This window comes from Streptomyces sp. SID13666 (genome assembly GCF_010548325.1).
GTDB lineage: Bacteria > Actinomycetota > Actinomycetes > Streptomycetales > Streptomycetaceae > Actinacidiphila > Actinacidiphila fildesensis.
In genome coordinates this window covers 739,846-760,766 of sequence record NZ_JAAGLX010000001.1, presented here as the reverse complement: position 1 = coordinate 760,766, position 20,921 = coordinate 739,846, and the positions used below count along the sequence as shown (strand labels likewise).

The window sequence follows — 20,921 nt, the reverse complement described above, 5'->3', positions numbered from 1 at the left end:
CTCAAGAGTGAGCGGGGGTGGGTCGCCGATCCGTTCCTGTTCACTGCGCCTGCCTCGACGGGTGTTGGGCGGGCCGGCTTGCCGCGTTCGCGCGTCCGAGCCGCAGGTCTCGGTGGAGGAGCCATGCCGTACCGGCGACGACCACCCCGCAGACCGTGGGCACGAGCAGCCACGGCAGGCCCGTCCACACAGTGCCCAGACCCACGACGACGCAGGTCGCCCCGGTGACGATGAGCAGCCACTTGCCGTACGGGCGCCAGGTGAACAGTCCGGGATCACGCGGGCGGACCAGATGCATCGCACCGAACATGAATGCCAACGCCGCCAGCAGCCCCGCGAACGTGCCGACGGCGGCTGTCATCTGCGGCTCGTCGCGAGGCGCGTCGGCGGAATGCTGCCGGGCGTCCCCCTCGGCGACCATGACCACCACGCCGCGCCAGACAGTTGCCGTGACCCGGTCCCCCTTCTGAAGGCCACTCAGCGTCGGCCCCGAGTCACTGAACGGCACCACCACCCTCCCGAAGGGCCGTGGGCCGAGGAGGGTCGCCCGCATGTTCTTGGCGGTCTTGTGGGTGCCCTCGACGGTGAAGCTCAGCTCCCGCAGACAGTCCTCCGACGCCGGTATCACCGTGCGCACGGAACACACCTCGGCCGCCCGGTACTCCCGATACAGGGCACCGTCGGTGGGCAGCCAGCTGGTGAAGACGAAAGCGCAGGTCAGTGCCGTTACCAGGGACAACACGATCAGCGCCGCACCCACCAGCCGGTTCCGACCGGCCCCCCGTGGGGACGGCGGCGATCCGCCCGCCGCCCGCTCAGCGCCGATCCTCATCGTGGTCATCGCTCGACTCCCCCATCGTTGCCCGCCGAAATCCGCTGGACCTCACTCTCTTCCCGCCGTGATCAAGGAGGTAAGGACAGCGACCGGCAATGAGACGTCACCCGTCGTTGCTGAATCCGGGCAACGTGAACCTCAGCCACGCCAGGGCGCCCGACACGACACCCCCCAGGACCCACCGCGTCGGTCGGCCCGGACGGCACCCGCGCCGCCTCGCCCCCCACTCGCAGAATCACCTGGCTGACCAGCGGCGATCCGGACACGCATGACCCACCGGGGTGAAAGGCACAGCCAGGAGCAGTCTTCGCTCTTCCGCGAGCGAGCGGCGGCGGACGTGGGAAGATGGCAGAGCGGAAAAATGACCTCCGGGCGGTCTCCTGACCATGCAATCGAGAGGCAAATGGACGGGCCGACGACTGGTGCGGACGTGGGACGCGACGCGGCGGGCGGCGAGGCGCTGTCACGCGGCCTGCTGTTCATTCCCATCGCCACAGCGCTGATCCAGGACGACGGACGCATCATTCACTGGAGCGCCGACGCCGAGGTGCTGCTCGGCTACACAGCCGAGGAGGCCGTCGGCGCCTTCGCCTCCCACCTGCTCGTGGACGTGGAACAGCAGCCGCGCGTCATGGACCTCTTCGCCGGCATTCTGGGCGGCGAGGCGTGGTCCGGGGTCTTCCCCGTGAAGCACCGTGACGGCCACTCGGTGAACCTGGAGTTCCGTACCCATCCCATCCCGACCGAGTCCGGCCGTCCCCTCGTCCTCGCCGTGGCATCGGACGTCAGGGAGATCCGCCGCATCGAGTCCGACCTGGCCGTCCTCGACAGCTTCTTCACGCAGTCACCCGTCGGCATGGCCGTCTACGACACCGACCTGCGCTTCGTACGGCTCAACGACGCCCTCGCCCGGATCAGCGGCCTGCCCGCGGATCAGCACGTGGGCCGGCGCCTGACCGAGGTGCTGCCGGGGCTCAACGGGGAGGAGATCGAGGCGGTGATGCGGCAGGTGCTGGAGACCGGCGAACCGGTCGTGGACGCCCGGTCCCACGGCATCACGCCCGCGGACCCCTCGAAGGAACGCGCCTGGTCGGCCTCCTACTTCCGGCTGGAGGAACGGACCGGTCGGATCCTCGGGGTGAGCTCCACGATCATCGAGGTCACCGAGCGCTTCCAGGCCGAGTCGCGGGCCGCCACAGCGCGTGAACGGCTCGAAGTGCTCGTCGACGCCACGTCCCGGATCGGCACCACACTCGATCTGGGACGGACCGCGCAGGAACTCGCCGACACCATGGTCCCCCGGCTGGCCGATGTGAGCGGCGTCTTCGTCCTCGAGCGCCTGATCACCGGGCAGGACGCGGATTCCTCGGCACCCGACGGGGCGGAGCAGGTCCGCCGCCTCGCGATCGCCAGCTCCGACCCCGGCTATCCGGTACGGGACCTGCCGGTCGGCGCGGTCCACCGGGTGCCGCGGGATTCGCCGTACGCCGAGGCGATGGCGACGCACCGGACGGTCATCGTGCCCTCGGTGGATCTCCCCCCGCTCGCCCCGGTTGAGGCCGCCGAGCGGGTCCACGCCTACCAGACCCGGGTGTCCCGGACGGTGCGGGTGACTCCGCTGGTCGTGCGCGGGGCCGTACTGGGCATGGTCGTGTACTCGCGGCGCGGCGGCATGGAGGCGTTCGGCGAGGACGATGTCACGCTGGGTGACGAGCTGACCTCCCGGGCCGCGGTGGCCGTCGACAACGCCCTGCTCTACCGGCGGGAGCACGAGACCGGGGAGTCCCGGCAACAGGCGCTGCGCCAGGCCAACGCGGCCCGTGAGCGGCTCGCGCTGATCAATGCGGCGTCCGCCCGCATCGGCACCACGCTGGACCTGACGCAGACGGCGCGCGAACTGGCCGAGGTCGCCACTCCGACGCTCGCCGACACGGTCGTGGTCGAGGTCGTGGACGCTCTGCTGCGCGGCGAGGAGGTCCCCGGCCCGCCCGACCGGTCGGCGCTCCTGCGCCGCCTGGCCTTCCACACCACCGACGGTGCGGGGATGGTGCCGGTGGCCCCGGTCGGCGACGTCCACCGGTTCCATCCCACCACGCCGTACGCCTGGAGCCTGGCGCACCGTCGGCCCGTGCTGGTACCCCGGATGGACGAAGAGGGGCTGAGCTGGTTCGCCGAGGATCCGATCAGGAACGCCGCGTCGCGCGAGCAGGGTCTCCGCAGTTTCATGGTGGTTCCGCTGATCGCACGCGACGCGGTGGTCGGAGTGGTCTCGTTCTACCGGACCGTCACCGACCGGCCCTACGACGAGGAAGATCTGGCACTCGCCGGAGAGCTGGCGGCCCGTGCCGCGGTTTCGATCGACAACGCCCTGCTCTACACCCGTGAGCGGGACGCGTCCAAGGCCCGCCAGCAGGCGCTGGAGGAGGCCCACGCCGCGCAGGAGCGGCTGGCACTGCTCAACGACGCCAGCTCCCGGATCGGGACCACACTCGACCTGCAGCGGACCGCGGAAGAACTGGTCGAGCTGGTGATCCCGCGGTTCGCGGACTTCGCCACGGTCGACCTGCTGGAATCGGTCGTCCAGGGCGGGGACGAGGAGGGCGACCAGACAACGTCACCGACCGACGGAAGGGTTCTGCTGCGTGCTGTCGCGGTCGGCGAGGTCAACGAGTCGGGCATGATCGGGGCGGCCGACGAGGTCGGCGGGACCTCCCGGTCGGCTAAGCTCTACGCCGAGAGCCTGCGCACCGGCCGGTCCATCCTGGTGGCGCAGGTGGACGAGGCCGCCCTGCGCCGGATCGTGGCGCACCCCGACCGCGTCCAGCCGGGCCTCGACGCGGGCGTCCACTCGTATCTGATGGTGCCGCTGCTCGCCCGCGGTGTGGTGCTCGGCGGGGCCGAGTTCATCCGGATGCGCAATCCGGAGCCCTTCACGGTGGCCGATGTCGCGCTCGCCGAAGAGCTGGCGGCCCGCGCCGCGGTCTGCATCGACAACGCGCGCCTCTACCGGCGTGAACGCGACACCGCGCTCACCCTCCAGCGCAGCCTGCTGCCGCAGGAGGTCCACCTCACACCGGGCCTGGAGATCGCCTACCGATACCTGCCGAGCAGCGTCGTCAGCGAGGTCGGCGGCGACTGGTTCGACGTCGTGCCGCTGTCGTGTGGACGGGTCGCCCTGATCGTCGGCGACGTGATGGGCCACGGCATCCGCGCCGCCGCCACCATGGGCCAGCTGCGCACCGCGGCCCGCACGCTGATCACCTTGGACATGTCCCCGGACCGGGTGCTCCGGCGCCTGGACGAGACGGCGTCGGCGATCGGGGACGGGCAGTTCACGACCTGTGTGTGCGCGGTGTTCGATCCCGTCGACCGCAGCTGCATCATCGCCTGCGCCGGACATCCACCACCCGTGGTGCAGGACCCGAACGGGTCCACGCGGCTGATCGACCTGCCTCCCGGCGTCCCGCTCGGTGTCGGCGGCGTTGCCTTCGAGAACGTGGAGATCACCCTCCCCGAGGACGGTGTTCTGGTGCTCTACACCGACGGACTGATCGAACGGCGCGACCGGGACCTCGACGAGGGGATGCTGCTGCTCTCGCAGGCCGTGGCCAACCGCGGACCGTCCCTGGAAGCCAGCTGCGACGCCGTGCTCGACGCGCTGTCGGCCAAGGACAGCGAGGATGACATCGCCATCATCATGGCGCGGGCAATGCCGGTACGTGACGACTGGATCGCCATGCTGCCGCTGTCCGGCGACATGGCCGTGGTGGGCGAGGCCCGGAGGTTCACCCGGGCGAGGCTGGGCTCCTGGGGGCTGCAGTCGCTCAGCGAGGTCGCCGAACTGCTGGTCAGTGAGCTCGTCAGCAACGCCCTGCTGCACACCGGAATGCCCACCGAGCTACGGCTCTTCCGCGACCGGGTCCTCACGCTCGAAGTGGCCGACACCGACAACCAGGTGCCCCGGGTGCGCCGCGTCTCCGAGGAGGACGAGGGCGGCCGCGGTATGCACCTGGTCAATGAACTCGCCCACCGCTGGGGCAGCCGCGCCACCCGCCACGGCAAGGTGGTCTGGATCGAGTTGGAACTGCCCCTCGGCACCTTCGCCCCAGGCGGACCCTGACCTCGGCCGCCGCGGAACGCTGTGGCGAAAGGCTGCGGACCCCGAGATCGACGACCTGTTGGCGAGCGTGGCCACAAGATCTGGAAGAACAAGCGTGTCCCAGGCCCGGAGGATATCGTGATCACGCGGCCGGCTGCGGCGAGCGGCAGTGACTTGAGCGCGACGACGAGGAACATCGCGCGGTGAAGTCCGTATCGGATTCGAGGCATTGGGGGTGCCGCGGTGGTGTCGAAACGTGTCAACGTCGTGGGAGCGGGGATCGTCGGTCTGAGCATCGCCCACGATCTGGCCCTGCGCGGCCATGCCGTCACGGTGATCGCTGATCAGCGGGCGGAGGAGAGCGTGTCCAGCGTCGCGGCGGCCGTGTGGTTTCCCTACCGGAGCGGGACATCGCCGTCGCTGATGGGCTGGTTGCTCGCGGCCCGCGCGCGGTTCGAGCAGCTTTCCACCGACCGTGCCGCCGGTGTCGATCTCCGGGAAGGCCTCGTGGTCGAGCGACACGTCGGGGAGGACCGCTCATGGACCGATGCGGTCCCCCTCCACCACGAGGCCGCCGCGGACGAGCTGCCCTCCGGCGCGGTGGCGGGGGTGCGGGCGACCGTGCCCGTCATATCCATGCCGCACTACCTTCCGTGGCTGGAGAAGCGCTGCACGGGCCTCGGGGTGACGTTCGTCGAGCGCAAGGTCACGGCCGTCGACGACCTCGCCGGCGATGCCGACCTGGTGGTCGTCGCCGCCGGGATGGGTTCCGGAGCCCTCCTCGACGACGATTCGATGTATCCCGTCCAAGGGCAGATCGTCCGCCTGGCCAACCCGGGAATCACCGAGTGGATCACTGACACCGAGAACCCCGGGGGCCTGACCTACATCGTTCCCCGCCGTGAAGACATCGTCTGCGGCGGCGTGGCGCAGGTCGGCTCATGGGCCACGGAACCCGTGGCCGAGATCGAGCAGGCGATCCTTCGCCGGGTGGTCTCCCTCATGCCCGCGCTGGCCGGGCTGCCCGTTCTCTCGCGCGCCACGGGGCTCCGCCCGGCCCGCGACACCATTCGCCTGGAACACGTCGACGGTTTTCCCGTCCCCGTGATCGCCTGTTACGGCCATGGCGGTGCGGGTGTCACTCTGTCGTGGGGCTGCGCCGAGGCCGTGGCAGACCTCGCCGACCAGATCTGACGTCACCCTGCTCGTGCACCCGCGCTCTGCCGCCGCGGCGGCAGAGCGCGGCCGTCGTCGACCGCCGGGCGGGTGACCGCCAGCCCACGGCGGACGTGTGCGGATACGTTCTGTGACCGTCCGCTCCCATCGCGCGATCTGCCCTTGCAGGCGAAGAGGGCGCGAGTGTTATTCAATGGGTGTGCGTAGGGGATCTCGGGGCTTCACCGCACGAGAGACTCGGGTACGCCTCCGGTCATGTGCCGGGGTCGGCGAGCGAGCTGAGAGAGCCGCATGGACTCCACATCATCCCCCTTGCCCTCGTCGCCGTTCGAGCAGGTCAGCCGTGCCCTGGGGGACTACATTCCGCGGGACGGACCGGCAGCCGCAGCCGATCCCGCCGCCCCGCAGGGCGACCACTCCGATCCTCGGTCACCGAACGGCGACCGCGCGACCACCGGCCAGGAGCAGATCCTCGGCGCGGTCAATCTGGACCGGGAACTGAGAATCACTCGCTGCAACCTGGACGCCCCCGCCTTCGATGGGCTGGGGGTCACCGTCGGAGCGGCGTTCGCCGATCTGCTGCCTCCCGGCGACATCCCGACGGTCACCCGGCGGTTGCGGCAGGTCATCGAGACAGGGGAGGCGCACGTCGCCCGGGTCCAGCGTCTGCGGCGGGACGACGGGTCGGAGCTGGTGGTCTCCATGAGCATCCTGCCCGCCGCGGCGCCCCAGGAGGGCCTGACCGTCTCCCTGATCGCCATGGCCAAGCGCTTGCATCTGTACGCTTCCGAGACCGCCATCGGGACGTCGCTGGACATCGGTGAGACGGCGCAGTCCCTGGCCCAGTCGTTGCTGGTCTGGGGAGACGTGGCCGCCGTCGACCTCGATTACGCCGTGTGGACGGGCGAGGCCGTCACCGAGCAGGCTCAGGGGCGCATCCGGCTGCGGCGGGCTGCTCTTATGCCGGACAGGGCGTGGCCCGAGGGCTATCTGACGCCCGGCGACAACCTTCCCAACGAGGCGAGCCGTCTGCTGTCCCTCGCGGTCACGCGTGACGACGTCGCGCAGGCCCTCGTCATTCCCGATCGGGAGGCGATCGAGCGGGTGCTCGGCGATCCGCGACTGGTGCGTGCTCTGGTCCCCGTCGACCGGCCGGCGAGTGTGGCCTGCATACCGCTGGTCCTGGAAGGCTCCGATGGCGCACCGCCCATCGTGCTGGGCGTGGCGGAGGTCTGGCGGCGGCCGGACCGCCCCTTCCACGACAGCGAGTTGCTGGATCTGCAGGAGCTGGTGGCCAGGACCGCCCACCATGTCGATCTGGCCCGCCAGCACCAGCGCGAGCACGCTCAGGTACTGGCGCTGCAGCGCCGGCTGCTGCCGCGCGCCGGCAGCGACACCATCGAGGTCGCCAGCGTCTACCAGCCCACCACCCCCGACAGCGCGGGCGTCGGCGGTGACTGGGTGAACAGCTTTCCCCTGCCGGACGGCCGTACCGCACTCGTGGTCGGCGATGTCGTCGGGCACGGTCTGGGGGCCGCGGCAGCCATGGGCCAGTTGAGCATGGAGGCCAGGGCGCTGCTGTCGGCGGGGCTGGCGCCCGATGAGGTGCTGGCGCATCTGGACGAGACCGTCACGCTCCTGGACGACGCGGACGCCGGCCTGGCGGCCGGCTACAGCGCGCTCGGGTCGACCTGTTGCATCGCGGTCTACGATCCGGTCGGCCATCAGGTGGTCACGTCCAGCGCGGGCCATCTCCCGCCGATCCTCGTCCTCCCCGACGGGTCCGCCAGGACTCTCGCGACGCACCCCCATCCTGGCCTGGGTACCGCCTTCGCCTTGCGGGAGCCGTTCGATGTGCACACCTTCGCCGCTCCCCCCGGGTCCTTGCTCGCGCTCTACACCGACGGTCTCGTGGAGGATCCGGCGGTCTCGATCGACGAGGGCATCGACCGGCTGACGGACGCGGTGAGCAAGGTGCATCCCTGGGACGACCTGCAGCAGGTCGCGAGGAGCCTGGTCGTCGAGTTCGCCTCGCGAAGCCGCCTGCGCGACGACGTGACCTTGTTGCTCGCCCGCATGGCCGGGCGTCGTAAACGGGACACTGCGGCCTGGCGTCTGCCGGCGCGCGACGACGCCGCCGCCCGGGCCCGCACGCTGGCCTCTGCCGTCCTACGGCAATGGCACGCCAAGAGCGCCCCGCGCGACAGCGCGCTGCTGGTGATCAGCGAGCTGGTCACCAACGCCGTCCGCTTCGCCACCGGTCCCATCACGGTGCGGCTGATCAAGACCGGTCACAGTCTGCTGTGTGAGGTCGGTGACACCAGCAACGGCCGACCGCGGCTGGGCCGCGGTGGCCTGCTCGACGACAGCGGGCGCGGCCTGCGCGTCGTCCACAAGCTCACCACCCGCTGGGGGGTGCGGTGGACCGACACCGGCAAGGTCGTCTGGGCGGAACTCGCGAGGTAGCACCACCGGGGGTCAGTACACCTAGAGCCACTCCGCCTCGACGGCCGTGGCCGTGAGTCCGGGCGCCGCCGCGAAGAGCACGGTACGGCTTCCCGCGCTCTGGCCGGCGTCGTGCGCGCGTCGCAGGATGTCGAACACGGCCGCACCGCCGCGGTTGCCGCTGGTGTAACTGTCGCGGCTGTAGGCCAGGACGTCGGTCGGCCACCCGTCGGGCATCGTCTGTTCCATGTACTCCAGCACGCGGGTCCCGCCGGGGTGCGCGAGCAGGAGATCGGGATGCCAGGGGTTGGCGTCGTCCTGGTGACGGAGGCGCAGCCACTCCCACATCGCGACGACCGTGTCCTGTACGGCGCGCGGCCCGCGCCGGTCCATGACGAAGTGCGTGCCGTCGGCACGGGTGTCCAGCCGGTGCAGGTCCCGGGTGCCGGGCAGGGTGTGGTGCCAGGCCGCGTCCAGCCGCAGCACCGACTGCGGCCTGGGGCGGCCGGTGACCACCGCGGCGACGGCGGTGTCCGCGAACAGCAGCCGGACGATCAAGGACTCCAGGGTGTCGTCCGCGGGCTGGTAGGTGGTGCTCAGCGCCTCCGATATCACGACCAGAACCACCCGGTCGGGGTCCGCGGCCACCAGGTCGGCCGCCAGCGCGAGGGAGCGGGTCCCCGCGATGCACGCCCACTGCGTGGCCGGGAGGAGAAGCGCGTCATCGCGTAGCGACAGCCGGTCGGCCAGCGCTATGTCCAGTCCCGGCAGAGCCGGGGTGGTCGAGTGGCTGGTGATCAGGCAGTCGACGTCGGCGGCGTCCAGCCCTGCGATCTGCAGTGCCCCGCGCGCTGCCCGCTCCCCGTACGCCTGCACGGCTTCCCAGGCGGGCGCGGTGCGCTCCTGCACGGTCTGCGGCGCCGGTATCGCCTCGAGCGCGCTGATCGCGCGGTCCACTTCCTGCTCGCTGAATCCGTCGCGGATCAGTGCCTGCCGGGCCGGTGCGACGCCCGGGGTCCGCAGGCCGCTCCCGGCGCTGGACGCGACGGCGGTGGCCAACGGCACCATCCACCCGCGGGAAGCGATGCCGGTACTGGCCGCGATGCCGTCGATCCGCGGCAGCCACGGCGCGTGCTGATGCCGGTCACGTACTTCCGCCAGGATCTGGCTGGTCTCCACGGCATGCTCGCCGTGTATCACCGCGGGAGGGCACAGATAAGCGGTCACAGTACGCACCTTTCTACGCAGGATGATCGAATGCCACGGAGCATATGAAATGGGTCACTTCATCACTTCATGGCCAAGTGAGTACTTTTGCACTCCACTTCAGGAGTTATCTACCTTTTTCGGGCAGATCGGTCTGTGAGAAACGTCTCTGTGGTCCACGCCACTCCGAGAACTCCAAGATCGCCCGAGTGCACAGGCCGACGACGCCGTCTCTCGCCGGCCACCTCGGCAGGGGCAGGTTCACGGACGTCGGCGGCGTCCTGGTGGGCCCATTCGGCAGCCGCAGCAGCCTTGTTGCCGCAGGAGAGCGACGATCCCGCCGCGCCGCACTGCGATGCGCCGCCTGACATCCGTATACCCCCCAAGGGGTGACGAAGCGTCAGCACTCCCCGGCCGTGCGGGCGGACGCATGAAGTCCTTGCCCTCGGGTCCGGACCGCTGCCACGGAGTGGTGCCAGGCTTCAAGAACCGGGGTTCCGTTTCATCCGCCGACACCAATCGTGCAGCTCGAAGGGGGCCTACTCTCCGGATCCGACCCTCATCCCCCCTGCCCGGAAAGGCCGCTGATGTTCGAGGAGCTGCACCGTCGCGCTGTCGTCGCCGACGCCCACAACGATCTGTTGACGGCAGTCGCCGCCCGGCCCCCGAAGCGCTGGGGATCCTTCTTCAGGGAGCGCTGGCTGCCGCAGCTGCAAGCGGGAGGAATCGACCTGCAGGTACTGCCCGTGTTCATCGACGCGCCCTACCAACCCGAGGGTGCGCTGCGGCAGACGCTGCGGATGATCGAGTGTGTCCACGTCCTGGCCGAGGAGAACGCCGATCAGGTCGCGCTGTGCCTCACCGGCGCGGACATCGACGCCGCCCTTGTCCAGGACAAGCTCGCTCTGGTGCTCGCGCTCGAGAGCGCCCCCGGCGTCGGCGCCTCCACCGAGCTCTTTTCGACCTTGCACCGCCTCGGCGTGCGCATCGCCTCCATCGCCCACTGGGGCCGCACCCCGCTCGCCGACGGCAGCCGCGAGGACGCCACGGGCAGCCGCCTCACCGCTCCCGGTGTCGAGGCCGTCCGCGAGATGGAGCGCCTCGGCATCCTCTTCGACATCTCCCACCTCGGTCGGAGCGGCGTCGAGCACGTCCTGGAGCTGGCCACCCGCCCCGTGATCGCCACGCACTCCTGCGCTCGCGCCCTGCGCGACCACCACCGCAATCTCTCCGACGAGCAGATCCGTGGCGTGGCGGCGACCGGCGGGCTGGTCTCCGTGGCGTTCGTGCCCGACTTCCTCACCGATGCCCAGGACAAGGTCCACGTCGACAGGATCGTCGACCACATCGAACACATCGTCTCCCTGGTCGGCGTCGACCATGTCGGCATCGGGCCCGACTTCGTCCGCGAGGTCATAGCCGACACCACTCCCCCCTGCTGCGAGGACTTCGCGGACGCCGACGACCCCTCGTTCACCTTCCCCGGGATGGAGGCTCCCGCCGACCTGCCCCAGTTGACCAGGGCCCTGCTCGCCCGCGGTCTGCCCGAGGACCACATCCTCAAGATCATCGGTGGCAATCTGCGCGCATTCCTCGGCACGAACATCTGAACCCGGTTCCGACTCGTGCGGGCCCCGGCCGAACCGGCCGGGGCCCGCACGTGCTGTCGCCCCCGGGAGTGGTTGGTCGGGGCGGCCGAACAGCGGACGTCGATCCTGCCGGGATCGACAGATCGGCACGCGGGACATTTCGAGACCCTGGGGCCATGACACCGGGAAACACGCTGATCGCTGATATCGAACGACTTGTCCGCTGCGAATCACCGTCCGAGGACCTGGAGGCGGTCGCCCGCAGTGCGGAGGTGGTCGCGGCGGTGGGAGCCGCGCGGCTGGGGGCGGAGCCCGAGCGGGTCGTCATCGACGGCCGGACCCATCTGCGCTGGCGGTTCGGCGACCGGCCCAAGGTGCTGGTACTCGGCCACCACGACACGGTGTGGCCGATCGGCTCGCTGGAGCGGCTCCCGTTCGGGATCCGGGACGGCGTCATGCGCGGGCCCGGCTGCTTCGACATGAAGGCGGGGCTGGTGATGGCCTTCCACGCGGTGGCCGCGCTCGACGACAGGGCCGGCGTGACCTTGCTCATCACCGGTGACGAGGAGCCGGGATCGCCCACCTCACGGGAGCTGATCGAGGAGGAGGCACGAGGGTGTGACGCCGTGCTGGTGCTGGAAGCCGCAGGTCCCGGTGGGGCGTTGAAGACCGAGCGCAAGGGCGTTTCCCGCTACGAGATCCGCATCACCGGGCGGGCGGCCCATGCCGGGCTCGAACCCGAGAAGGGCGTGAACGCGGCCCTGGAATCGGCCCATCAGATCGTGGCCGTGGCCGCGCTGAGCGGCGGGGGCACCACGGTGACCCCGACCAGGGCGCTGGCGGGCACCACGGTGAACACGGTCCCGGGAAGCGCGGTCTTCGAGGTGGACGTGAGGACGTGGACGCAGGAGGCGCAAGTCCGGGTTCATCGCGCCATGCTCGCTCTGCGGCCGCACCTCGACGGGGCCGAGGTAGAGGTGACAGGCGGCCCGAACCGCCCGCCCCTGCAGGCCGAGGCGTCCAAGGACCTGTTCGAGTTGGCCCGCCGGCTCGCGCCCGGGCCGCTCACGTCCACGGCGGTCGGGGGCGCCTCCGACGGCAACCTGACCGCGGGCATCGGCATCCCCACCCTGGACGGACTGGGCGCGGTGGGCGGCGGAGCCCACGCCGATGACGAACACGTCATCGTCGGGGAACTGCCCGGACGCACGCGACTGCTGATGGATCTCCTGCATTGTCTGCTGGGACGAAATCAGGGCGTCCGTTCCATCCAGGCGGACCAGCTGCCCGTGTCGACCAGCTGGAAGCATGATCAGCGTGATTGAAGACATCCGTCTCCTGGAGAGCGTCAGCGACCTGGAGGCCGTCCGGCGCCTGTATGAGCGCATCTGGCGCACCGGGGCGAGCAACCCGCCGGTGACCGCCGACTTCCTGCGTGCGCTGGCGAAAGCCGGCGGCTATGTGAGCGGGGCCTACGAGGACGACGAACTGGTCGGTGCCTGTTTCGGCTTCTTCGCTCCGCCGGCCCGCGAGGCCCTGCACAGCCACATAGCCGGCGTGCTGGCGCGGGCGCAGGGGCGCAATGTCGGCTTCGCCTTGAAGCTTCATCAGCGGGCCTGGGCGCTGGAGCAGGGCGCCGCCGAGATCTGGTGGACCTACGACCCGCTGATCCGGCGCAACGCCTACTTCAACCTGGTCAAGCTGGCCGCCGAGCCGACCGAGTACCTGCCGGACTTCTACGGTCCGATGGATGACGACGTCAACCGGAGCGACCCCACGGACCGCCTCTTCGTCCGATGGCGCCTGTCGTCCCCGGAAGTCGCCGCCGCCTGCGCGGGCACGCCCCGGGATACGGCGGTCGCCGCGGCCGCGATGCTCGACATCGGTCCGGACGGGCGCCCCCGGGCGCGGCAGACCGCGGCGAAGCTCGTCAAGGTCGCCGTCCCCGACGACGTCGAGGCGCTCCGGGGACAGGATCCCGCGCTGGCCGCCGCATGGCGGGCCGCGCTCAGGGAGGTCCTCGGCGGGCTGATGCGGGACGGCGGAAAGATCGCCGGTTTCGACCGTGCCGGCTGGTACATCGTGGAGAGAGCATGAAGATCACCGGAGTGGAGCTCCGCACCGTTCGGATGCCGCTCGTCGCACCGTTCCGTACGAGTTTCGGGACCGAAACGGTCCGTGAGGCCGTCCTGCTGCGGGCGGTGGCCGACGAAGCCGAGGGCTGGGGCGAGTGCTGCGCGGGTACCGCACCCCTGTACTCCTCCGAGTACACGCAGGCCGCGGCGGACGTCCTGACCCGCTACCTGATCCCCGCCATGAAGGGCGTCAGCGGCGCGCACCAGGTGGGGCCCGCCCTCGCCGCGTTCCAGGGCCACCGCACGGCCAAGGCAGCCCTGGAGATGGCGGTCCTGGACGCCGAACTCAGGGCGCGCGACCAGCCGCTGAGCCAGGCTTTCGGCGCCACTCGGACCCAGGTCCCCTGCGGCGTCTCGGTGGGCATCACCGACACGATTCCAGAGCTCCTGGACGTCGTCGCGGAATACCTGGCATCGGGCTACCTGCGGATCAAGCTGAAGATCGAGCCGGGCTGGGACATCGAGCCGGTCAAGGCGGTACGCGAGCGCTTCGGCGACATCCCGCTCCAGGTCGACGCGAACGCGGCGTACCGGCTCGACCAGGCCAGGCACCTCGCCCGGCTCGACCCCTTCGACCTGATCCTGCTCGAGCAGCCCTTGGCCGAGGACGACCTGCTGGGCCATGCGGAGTTGGCGCACCACCTCACGACGCCGATCTGCCTGGACGAGTCGATCGTCGACGCGCGCGCCGCCGCCACCGCGATCAAGCTGAAGGCCTGCCGGATCGTGAACATCAAACCCGGCCGCGTCGGCGGTTACCTGGAGGCCAAGCGCATCCACGACGTCTGCGTCGCCAACGATGTCCCGGTCTGGTGCGGCGGCATGCTGGAGACCGGCCTCGGCCGGGCGGCGAACGTCGCGCTGGCGGCACTGCCCGGATTCCAGCTTCCCGGCGACACCTCGGCGTCCGACCGCTACTACACCACCGACATCACCGCGCCGTTCCGGCTCGAGGAGGGCCGGCTGCGGGTGCCGACCGGCCCGGGCCTGGGCGTGACCCCGATCCCGGAGCTCCTCCAGGCGGTGACGGTCAGCACGAAGTGGATACCCGTATGAGCGCGGGAGCGCCTAGCATGATTCCGTCAGACAGGAAGAAAGGCCACGTCCCCGGGCCTCATGAGCTTCGGACGGGTGGGTGACCCTGTGACCGGCCTTGCCCGCGTTCTGGAGGAGCTCGGTTCGACCCTCCTCCACCTAGTCTGCGGAGAGCTGCCGCAGAAGGAGATCGGCGGCGTCGTCATCCACGACCCGCTGGACGAGCCAGAACTGCCGGACAACGCCCTGGTCCTCGGTGTGGGTCTGCGCGACGACCTGCCAGGGGTCGTCGCCCGGCTCGGTGGGCGCGGAGCCGTCGGCCTCGTCGTCCGCGGACCGGTCGAGCCCGATGAGCAGCTGGTCGCGGCGTCCAGGGATGCCGGTGTCGCCGTCCTCGCGTTCACCCGCGGCGCCACGTGGAACCATCTGACCGGCATGCTCCGCACGCTGACCGCCGAAAGCGATCCGTACGACGCGAACGGCCACACCCGTTCGGGTGATCTGTTCGCCGTGGCCAACGCCATCGCGGCCCTGCTCGACGCGCCGGTCACCATCGAGGACCGCAACTCCCGCCTGCTGGCGTTCTCCAGCCGCCAGGAGGAGGTCGACCCGTCCCGCGTCCAGACCATTCTCGGCCGCCAGGTCCCGGTCCACTACACCCGCATCCTGGAGGAACGGGGCGTCTTCCAGGCGATCTATCGCAGCAACCGCCCGGTCTTCGTGGCCCCGCTGCCCGAGTCCGGCGAGCTCCCGCGCGTGGCCATCGCGGTACGGGCCGGCGATGAGATTCTCGGGACGATCTGGGCGGTCGTCCCCGAGCCGCTCGACCAAGAGCGCACCGAATCGCTCTTCGAGGCCTCCAAACTCGTCGCCATGCACATGGTCTGGCAGCGCGCCGACGCCGACAGTGAGCGCCGGCTGCGCGCGGACCTGCTGAGCGCCGCCCTGGGGAACGGGCCGGGGAGCCGGGAGGCCGTGCAGCGCCTCGGGCTCAGGGACGAGCGGGCGATCGTCATGGCACTCACCGCGGCGCCCGCCGCGACCGAGGCGCCCGCCCAGGCGGGCGCGGACCGCAAGCGCCTCGCCGATGCCTTCGCCATGCACCTCGCCGCGGCGCACCCGCGCTCCGTCGCCGCGCTGATCGGCGATGTCGCGTACGGCATCCTGCCGCTGGCCCGCCACGACGCCGAGGAACGCCCGAGGGTGATCGCCGCCGAGTTCCTGGCCCGGGTGGGCTCCCGCCTGCGCCCGCTGATCGGCGTGGGTCGGCTCGCCGACGACATCTCGGCGCTCGCCCGGTCGCGGTCCAGCGCCGAGCAGGCCCTGCGCGTCCTGCGCGCGGGAGTGCTCGACCAGCAGGTAGCCCTGTTCGACGAGGTCCACGTCGAGGCATTGCTGCTGGAACTCGCCGACCTGGTCCCCCAGGCCGATCTGCCCAGCGGTGCCATCGCCCGGATCGTCGCCTACGACAGTGACCACCAGGCGAACCTCGCCGAGACCCTGCGCGCCTGGCTGGACGCGTTCGGCGATGTCGCGGAGGCATCCGCGGCGATGTTCGTGCACCCCAGCACCTTCCGCTACCGCCTGAGGCGGGCCGCCGAGGTCGGAGCGATCGACCTCGGCGACACGAACGCCCGGCTGGCCGCGATGGTCCAGTTGCGCCTGATGCACATCAGATCCGCAGGCCGAGACTCCTGATCAGGAATGCCAGCCACTCGGTGTCCTGCTCGAGCGCGACCTCGTTCCCGGTCGCCGCACCGTGTCCTGCGTCGTCGAACACGTGGACCAGGATCGGCACGTCACCCGTCTGGGCGGCCTGAAGGCGGGCCGTGAACTTCCGCGCATGCCAGGGCCTGCACCGTGGATCGATCGCCCCCGCCTGCACGTACACCGCCGGGAACACGCCGGGACGCACCAGCTCGTACGGCGAAAGCTGAAGGAACCGTCGTACATCGGCGGGGTCGTCAGGGTCGCCCCAGGCCTTCCGGAGCACGAAGTCCATGTAGGGATCGCGGATCCCCCCGATCAGGTCGAGCAGGGGTGCGCGGGGCAGCACGGCGCGCCAGAGGTCGGGCCGGGTGGTCAGGGCGACGCCGCACATCAGCCCGCCGTCGGAACCTCCGCTCAGAGCGAGGCGGCCCTGGGTCGCACGGCCGGTGGCGATGAGATGCTCGGCCACCGCCACGAGATCGGTGTCCCGCACCTTCTTGTGTTCCCGGTGCGCGGCCAGCCACCAGTCCCGGCCGAACTCGCCGCCACCGCGAAGATGAGCCAGGACCACGACTCCGCCGGCGGCGACGAAGGCGGCCAGATCGCTCTGGTAGGACGGCAGCAGCGGCACGTTCGCCGCACCGTAGGCATACACCAGGACCGGGCCCGAACCCCGTCCCACCACGTGGTACGGGACCGGGACGCCGTCGGGCGCGATGGCCTGGCCCTCCTCCACGGTGGCGTCGAGAGTCACGGTGGGGGCGGCCAGCGTCTCGAGCGGATCCCCCGGCCGGTGTCCGTACACGCCCCAGGAGCTGGTCGGCGTGGAGAAGGCGAACACGAAGGACGGGGCGGGGTTGCCCACGGCCAGCCCCGTCAACGGAAAATGCGGTGCGGCCAGGGCCCCGCGTCCCGGCAGCGGCAGCTCCCCGACGGCCGTCCCGGACCGGTCGAGGATCCGGACCCTGGCGAAGGTCCGGTCGAACTCGCTGAGGTAGAGGTGATCCCCGACCGGGGTGAGCGACCGCAGCACCGTATCGCCCTCGGGCACGAGGTCGACCCAGTCCGACGGGTCCTCGAGCGAGATGGCCACCACCCGCCCGCGCGGGGCGTCCACGTCCGTCACCGCGACATAGCGGTCGCCGACGATGTGTCCGGCGATCGTCCCCGGGCAGTCGGTGATGAACGGCCGCCACTCCTGGCCCGGACGGCGGACCGCGATCGGGATCGGGCTGCCCACCCGGTGTGCGGCGACCTCCCATCGCTCGCCGGCCTGGATGAGCGTGTACTCCCGGGACTCCCCCACCGGGACCGGCTCCACCGTGGTGCCGGCCCCCAGGCGGTGGAAGAACACCGCCTGCCGGAACTCCTCCGGTGACCCGGTGAGCGCGAAGAAGTAGAACCCGCCGGAGTCCGGCAGCCAGGAGACGCCGCCCGCCCACGCGCTGTGCAGGACCTGCGGCGGGGCGCCGTCGAGCTCCTGCCCGCCGGCCACGTCGAAGAGCCGGATCGTGTTGTGCTCGCTGCCGTCCGGGCAGACCCCGATGGCCAGGACCCGTCCGTCCGGTGAGGGCGCCAGCCAGGACAGCACGCCCTTCTCCAGCCCCGCGATCCGCCGTCCCGGCCCGTACGGGGTCTCGGCGACGACCACGTCGGACCCGTTGACCCGGAACCAGTAACCGGCCGCGTACCGGGGCAGCTCGGGCCGCGATCCGGCGTGATGGGCCAGTACGAGTTCCCGCACGGCGGACCGGTCCGGTCCGTCGAAGACGACGGAGGTGGCGAGTTCGGCCTGCCGGCGCTGCCACTCCCGGACCTCGGGTGTCTCGTCCTCCAGCCAGCGGTACGGGTCCGGCACCCGGACCCCCGCGACGTCCGCGACGACCTCGACGGTGCGGGCGGGCGGATACTTCATCGGAACTCCTGGAACTCGGCGCGGAGCCGTTCGACGGCCCCGGGGATCAATGTGGCGTGGTCGAGGTGGATCAGTGCGTCGTAGTCGGCGCCCGGCTCGCCGGGCCCGGTCGGCTCCCGTTCCTCGAGGAGGACATCCCAGTCGAACGGCCGCGGTGACCGCTCCGCGAACCGGATCACCGGCCCCGAGCCGCGGGTCATCCCGACAACCGCCAACTCGGCGCCCAGCGCCGCATGCAGCAGACCGCCCATCATCGGACGCCCCTCGAACGGCGTCCGCTGCACATGCGCGTTGTGCGCACTGACAACGATGCGTTCCTCCCGCTCCAGAACCCACCGCACAGTCTCTGCCATGAACAGGTCCCGCGGGTAGGGCGTGCCGGCCGGCACCGGGTCCAGTTCCGCGAGGAACGCCGCGATGGAAGCCGCGGCCCGGCGCACCACCTCGTCCGCCGCCCCGGCGGCCCGCCCCGCCAGCGCACTCAGGCCCGCCAGCAGCCGCTCCCGCTCGGGAGGCGACAGGCCCGCGAACCGGACCGCCGCCTCGGTCCGGCCGCCCAGTTCGCTCAGGCCCAGCAGTTCTCGCAGGTCCCAGCCGGGCATCCGGTCGGAGATCACACGAACCGCCGGTCCGGGCGAGGTGGAGGAGCCCGGCAGGTCCATGCCGTAGAAGCCGACCCCGGCGGAGCGCATCCACTCCAACTGCCGGTGCATCGGCGCGCATTCACCGAACCGGTAGGTGATGCCGTCCCGGGCGACGTCCGGCGCCTCCCCCGGGCCGCCGCGGAGCCAGGCGTCGACGCCCAGCCCCTCGGCGAACCCGGACTCCATGACGAAGGCGGTGAACCCGTGCTGCTCCACCAGGTAGCGGAGGATCCGGTCCTTGAGCTCGTAGAACTCGGTGATGTTGTGCGCGTCCTCCCCGAGCGCGACCACCCGGACGTGGTCGGGCAGCTCCGTGATCAGCTGTGGAAGTACCATTGTTCCGGCGCGTAGAGGCTGCTGAGCAGCGCTTGGAACGAGGAGCCCGGTCCGGACAGCGTGTTCTTCCAGACCACCAGGGTGTTCGGGGTGGGGAGGAAGAGCGCGGGCAGGTCCTTGCCGAGTTCGGTGACCTCGGCGGAGAGCGCCTTGGAGTCCGCGCCGAAGGTCGATTCGTTGATCAGCTTGTCGGCCTTCGGGTCGGCGTAGGAGCCCAGGTTGAAGCTCCCGTCGGTGTTGAAGACCGTGTTGCTGCTCGGGTATCCGGCCGCGAGGTAGAGCGGTCCGTAGTCCTGCATCGCCCACTCGTTCGCCTTGGCCGGGGCGAAGGAGTTGCCGTAGTTGGCGTACATGTAGTTGAGGGACTTGGTCACGAGGTCGACCTGGATGCCGAGCTTCTTGGCCGCCGACGCGAAGGCCACGTCGCGCGCACCGACGTACTTGGGGCTGTCGGCCGAGGCGAGGGTGAATCGGATCGCCTGCCCCTGCTTGACCCCTGCGCCGCACAGGGCGGGGTTCTCGCAGGTGGTCGCACCGTCGGGGACGACCTTCCAGCCGTGGTCGGCGAGCAGCTTGCGGGCCGCCTCCGGATCGTGCGCATAGGGTGCGGTGCTGCCGAAGGCCGGCGGGTAGGGTGAGTCGGCGCCGGCCGTGCTGTAGTTCTCCGAACCGGCGCCGCCGTAGATGCCGCGGCCGGTGATGTAGCCCTTCTGGTCGATCAGCCGCTGGAGCGCCTGCCGGACGTAGGGCTGGGCGATCACTTTGTCGAAGCCGTTGACGGTGTTCTTGAAGTTGATCGTGAGGGAGTCGAACCGGGCCGGCGCCGGAGCGCCGTAGACGTTGTACCCCTTGGACTTCAACGCGCCGACCTGCGAGATGAACCCGGAGTCCAGGGTGCCGACGGTGAGGTTGCCGGCCTTGAACTGGTTGAGGACCGCGGCGGCGGAGGTGAACGCCTTGAAGTCGACCTGGTCGAGCCGCTTCTCGCCCGGCCCGCTGTAGGCCTTGTTCGTGACCAGGGAGAAGGAGCCGGTCGTCGGGTCGAAGGCCTTCAGCCGGAACGGCCCGTTGACCACCTGCCACAGCGGGTTGGTCGCGAACGTCTTCTGGTCGCTCGACTCCTTGGTGAGGTAGTCGTAGATCGCCTTGGCGTTCCGGGGCTGGGTGAAGTCCAGGTGCGGGCCGCCGGTGCGGGCGATGTTCCACTCGGCCGACGGCATGATGTAGAGCAGGGACAGCATGGAGAGCAGGTAGGACGGGTTGTAGGCGGTGTCCAGGGTGAGCGTCAGCGTGTCCGCCGCGGTCGCCTTGGCGCTGATGCCGTCCGGGAACTGCCCCGGGGTGTAGAAGCTCCAGTTGGCCGGGCTGTCGGCCAGCGCGGCCTTGAGCAGATCGAGGGAGAAGACGACGTCGTCGGCCGTGACCGGTCTACCGGTGGACCACTTGTAGCCCTTCATCCTGATCGTCACTGTCTTGCGGTCCTGGCTGTAGACCGGCAGTTCGGCCAGGCTCGGCCCGGTATCGACGATCTGGTCGCCCTGGCCGCTCGGCCGGTAGAGCGAACGCCACAGCTGGCCGCGGGCGATCACCGTGCCGCTGGCCGAGGCCGGCGGGTAGGGGTAGATGTAGTTCGGGCTGAGCCCCGGGGTCAGCGCCACGACGGCCGTGCCGCCGTTCTTGGGAACGCCGGTCTGCTTCGGGGGCGTCTTGGCGATGTCGTTGGCCGAGCCACCGCCTCCGCCGCACGCCGCCGTCATGAGCAGGACGACGAGCGCTGTCGAGATGCGTCCACGCAT

The 20,921-nt window shown here is 70.6% G+C and carries 13 protein-coding genes; 8 read left to right on the top strand and 5 right to left on the bottom strand.

From position 1 onward, the window contains the following. Positions 1-40 precede the first annotated feature (40 nt). Entirely contained in the window at positions 41-841 is an 801-nt protein-coding gene (locus tag G3I60_RS03640; protein ID WP_164292249.1) for a hypothetical protein, read from the bottom strand. A gap of 424 nt (positions 842-1,265) precedes the next feature. Between G3I60_RS03640 and G3I60_RS03635 the strand changes: the two genes are divergently transcribed. From G3I60_RS03635 to G3I60_RS03625, 3 genes are all read left to right on the top strand, one after another. Next, the gene (locus G3I60_RS03635; protein ID WP_164292250.1) at positions 1,266-4,955 is read left to right on the top strand and encodes a SpoIIE family protein phosphatase; all 3,690 of its coding nucleotides are present in this window, start codon (positions 1,266-1,268) and stop codon (positions 4,953-4,955) included. A 225-nt stretch (positions 4,956-5,180) separates the two neighbouring features. Beyond that, positions 5,181-6,128 carry an FAD-dependent oxidoreductase gene (locus G3I60_RS03630; RefSeq protein ID WP_198358507.1) on the top strand — a complete coding sequence of 316 codons (948 nt, stop codon included), beginning with the start codon at positions 5,181-5,183 and terminating at the stop codon, positions 6,126-6,128. Between the two features lie 273 nt (positions 6,129-6,401). Next, a complete protein-coding gene (locus tag G3I60_RS03625) occupies positions 6,402-8,576 on the top strand; it encodes a SpoIIE family protein phosphatase (RefSeq protein ID WP_164292251.1) in 2,175 nt (724 codons plus the stop codon). Between the two features lie 21 nt (positions 8,577-8,597). On the opposite strand, the gene G3I60_RS03620 is transcribed toward G3I60_RS03625, so the two are convergent. Continuing rightward, positions 8,598-9,782 (bottom strand): type III polyketide synthase, encoded by a 1,185-nt coding sequence (locus G3I60_RS03620; protein WP_343240751.1) that lies wholly within the window; start codon positions 9,780-9,782, stop codon positions 8,598-8,600. Between the two features lie 566 nt (positions 9,783-10,348). On the opposite strand from G3I60_RS03620, the gene G3I60_RS03615 reads away from it, so the two are divergent. The 5 genes from G3I60_RS03615 to G3I60_RS03595 all read left to right on the top strand — a co-directional run bounded on the left by G3I60_RS03615 (position 10,349) and on the right by G3I60_RS03595 (position 16,218). Next, entirely contained in the window at positions 10,349-11,371 is a 1,023-nt protein-coding gene (locus G3I60_RS03615; RefSeq protein WP_164292252.1) for a dipeptidase, read from the top strand. A 155-nt stretch (positions 11,372-11,526) separates the two neighbouring features. Then, positions 11,527-12,675 carry a M20 family metallopeptidase gene (locus tag G3I60_RS03610; protein WP_164292253.1) on the top strand — a complete coding sequence of 383 codons (1,149 nt, stop codon included), beginning with the start codon at positions 11,527-11,529 and terminating at the stop codon, positions 12,673-12,675. Beyond that, positions 12,659-13,447, top strand: coding sequence for a GNAT family N-acetyltransferase (locus G3I60_RS03605; RefSeq protein WP_164292254.1), 789 nt, complete (start codon positions 12,659-12,661; stop codon positions 13,445-13,447). Before G3I60_RS03610 ends, G3I60_RS03605 begins: the two co-directional genes overlap by 17 nt. Then, entirely contained in the window at positions 13,444-14,541 is a 1,098-nt protein-coding gene (gene menC, locus G3I60_RS03600; RefSeq protein WP_164292255.1) for an o-succinylbenzoate synthase, read from the top strand. The genes G3I60_RS03605 and menC overlap by 4 nt, the downstream gene beginning before the upstream one ends. 75 nt (positions 14,542-14,616) lie before the next feature. Then, the gene (locus G3I60_RS03595; protein ID WP_343240752.1) at positions 14,617-16,218 is read left to right on the top strand and encodes a helix-turn-helix domain-containing protein; all 1,602 of its coding nucleotides are present in this window, start codon (positions 14,617-14,619) and stop codon (positions 16,216-16,218) included. Here G3I60_RS03595 and G3I60_RS03590 read toward each other — a convergent pair. The 3 genes from G3I60_RS03590 to G3I60_RS03580 are packed head-to-tail and all read right to left on the bottom strand — an operon-like array spanning position 16,193 to position 20,921. Continuing rightward, the gene (locus tag G3I60_RS03590) at positions 16,193-18,145 is read right to left on the bottom strand and encodes a prolyl oligopeptidase family serine peptidase (protein WP_164292257.1); all 1,953 of its coding nucleotides are present in this window, start codon (positions 18,143-18,145) and stop codon (positions 16,193-16,195) included. The two genes, G3I60_RS03595 and G3I60_RS03590, sit on opposite strands and share 26 nt — an antisense overlap. Then, entirely contained in the window at positions 18,142-19,125 is a 984-nt protein-coding gene (locus G3I60_RS03585; RefSeq protein WP_164606466.1) for an erythromycin esterase family protein, read from the bottom strand. Before G3I60_RS03585 ends, G3I60_RS03590 begins: the two co-directional genes overlap by 4 nt. Further along, entirely contained in the window at positions 19,107-20,921 is a 1,815-nt protein-coding gene (locus G3I60_RS03580; RefSeq protein WP_164292259.1) for an ABC transporter substrate-binding protein, read from the bottom strand. Before G3I60_RS03580 ends, G3I60_RS03585 begins: the two co-directional genes overlap by 19 nt.

What these genes read in the sequence shown, in the direction of transcription:
- G3I60_RS03585 (WP_164606466.1), bottom strand. Translation starts at nt 19,125, where the DNA reads ATGGTACTTCCACAGCTGATCACGGAGCTGCCCGACCACGTCCGGGTG.
- G3I60_RS03615 (WP_164292252.1), top strand. Translation starts at nt 10,349, where the DNA reads ATGTTCGAGGAGCTGCACCGTCGCGCTGTCGTCGCCGACGCCCACAAC.
- G3I60_RS03625 (WP_164292251.1), top strand. Translation starts at nt 6,402, where the DNA reads ATGGACTCCACATCATCCCCCTTGCCCTCGTCGCCGTTCGAGCAGGTC.
- G3I60_RS03590 (WP_164292257.1), bottom strand. Translation starts at nt 18,145, where the DNA reads ATGAAGTATCCGCCCGCCCGCACCGTCGAGGTCGTCGCGGACGTCGCG.
- G3I60_RS03580 (WP_164292259.1), bottom strand. Translation starts at nt 20,921, where the DNA reads ATGCGTGGACGCATCTCGACAGCGCTCGTCGTCCTGCTCATGACGGCG.
- G3I60_RS03610 (WP_164292253.1), top strand. Translation starts at nt 11,527, where the DNA reads ATGACACCGGGAAACACGCTGATCGCTGATATCGAACGACTTGTCCGC.
- menC (WP_164292255.1), top strand. Translation starts at nt 13,444, where the DNA reads ATGAAGATCACCGGAGTGGAGCTCCGCACCGTTCGGATGCCGCTCGTC.
- G3I60_RS03640 (WP_164292249.1), bottom strand. Translation starts at nt 841, where the DNA reads ATGACCACGATGAGGATCGGCGCTGAGCGGGCGGCGGGCGGATCGCCG.
- G3I60_RS03605 (WP_164292254.1), top strand. Translation starts at nt 12,659, where the DNA reads ATGATCAGCGTGATTGAAGACATCCGTCTCCTGGAGAGCGTCAGCGAC.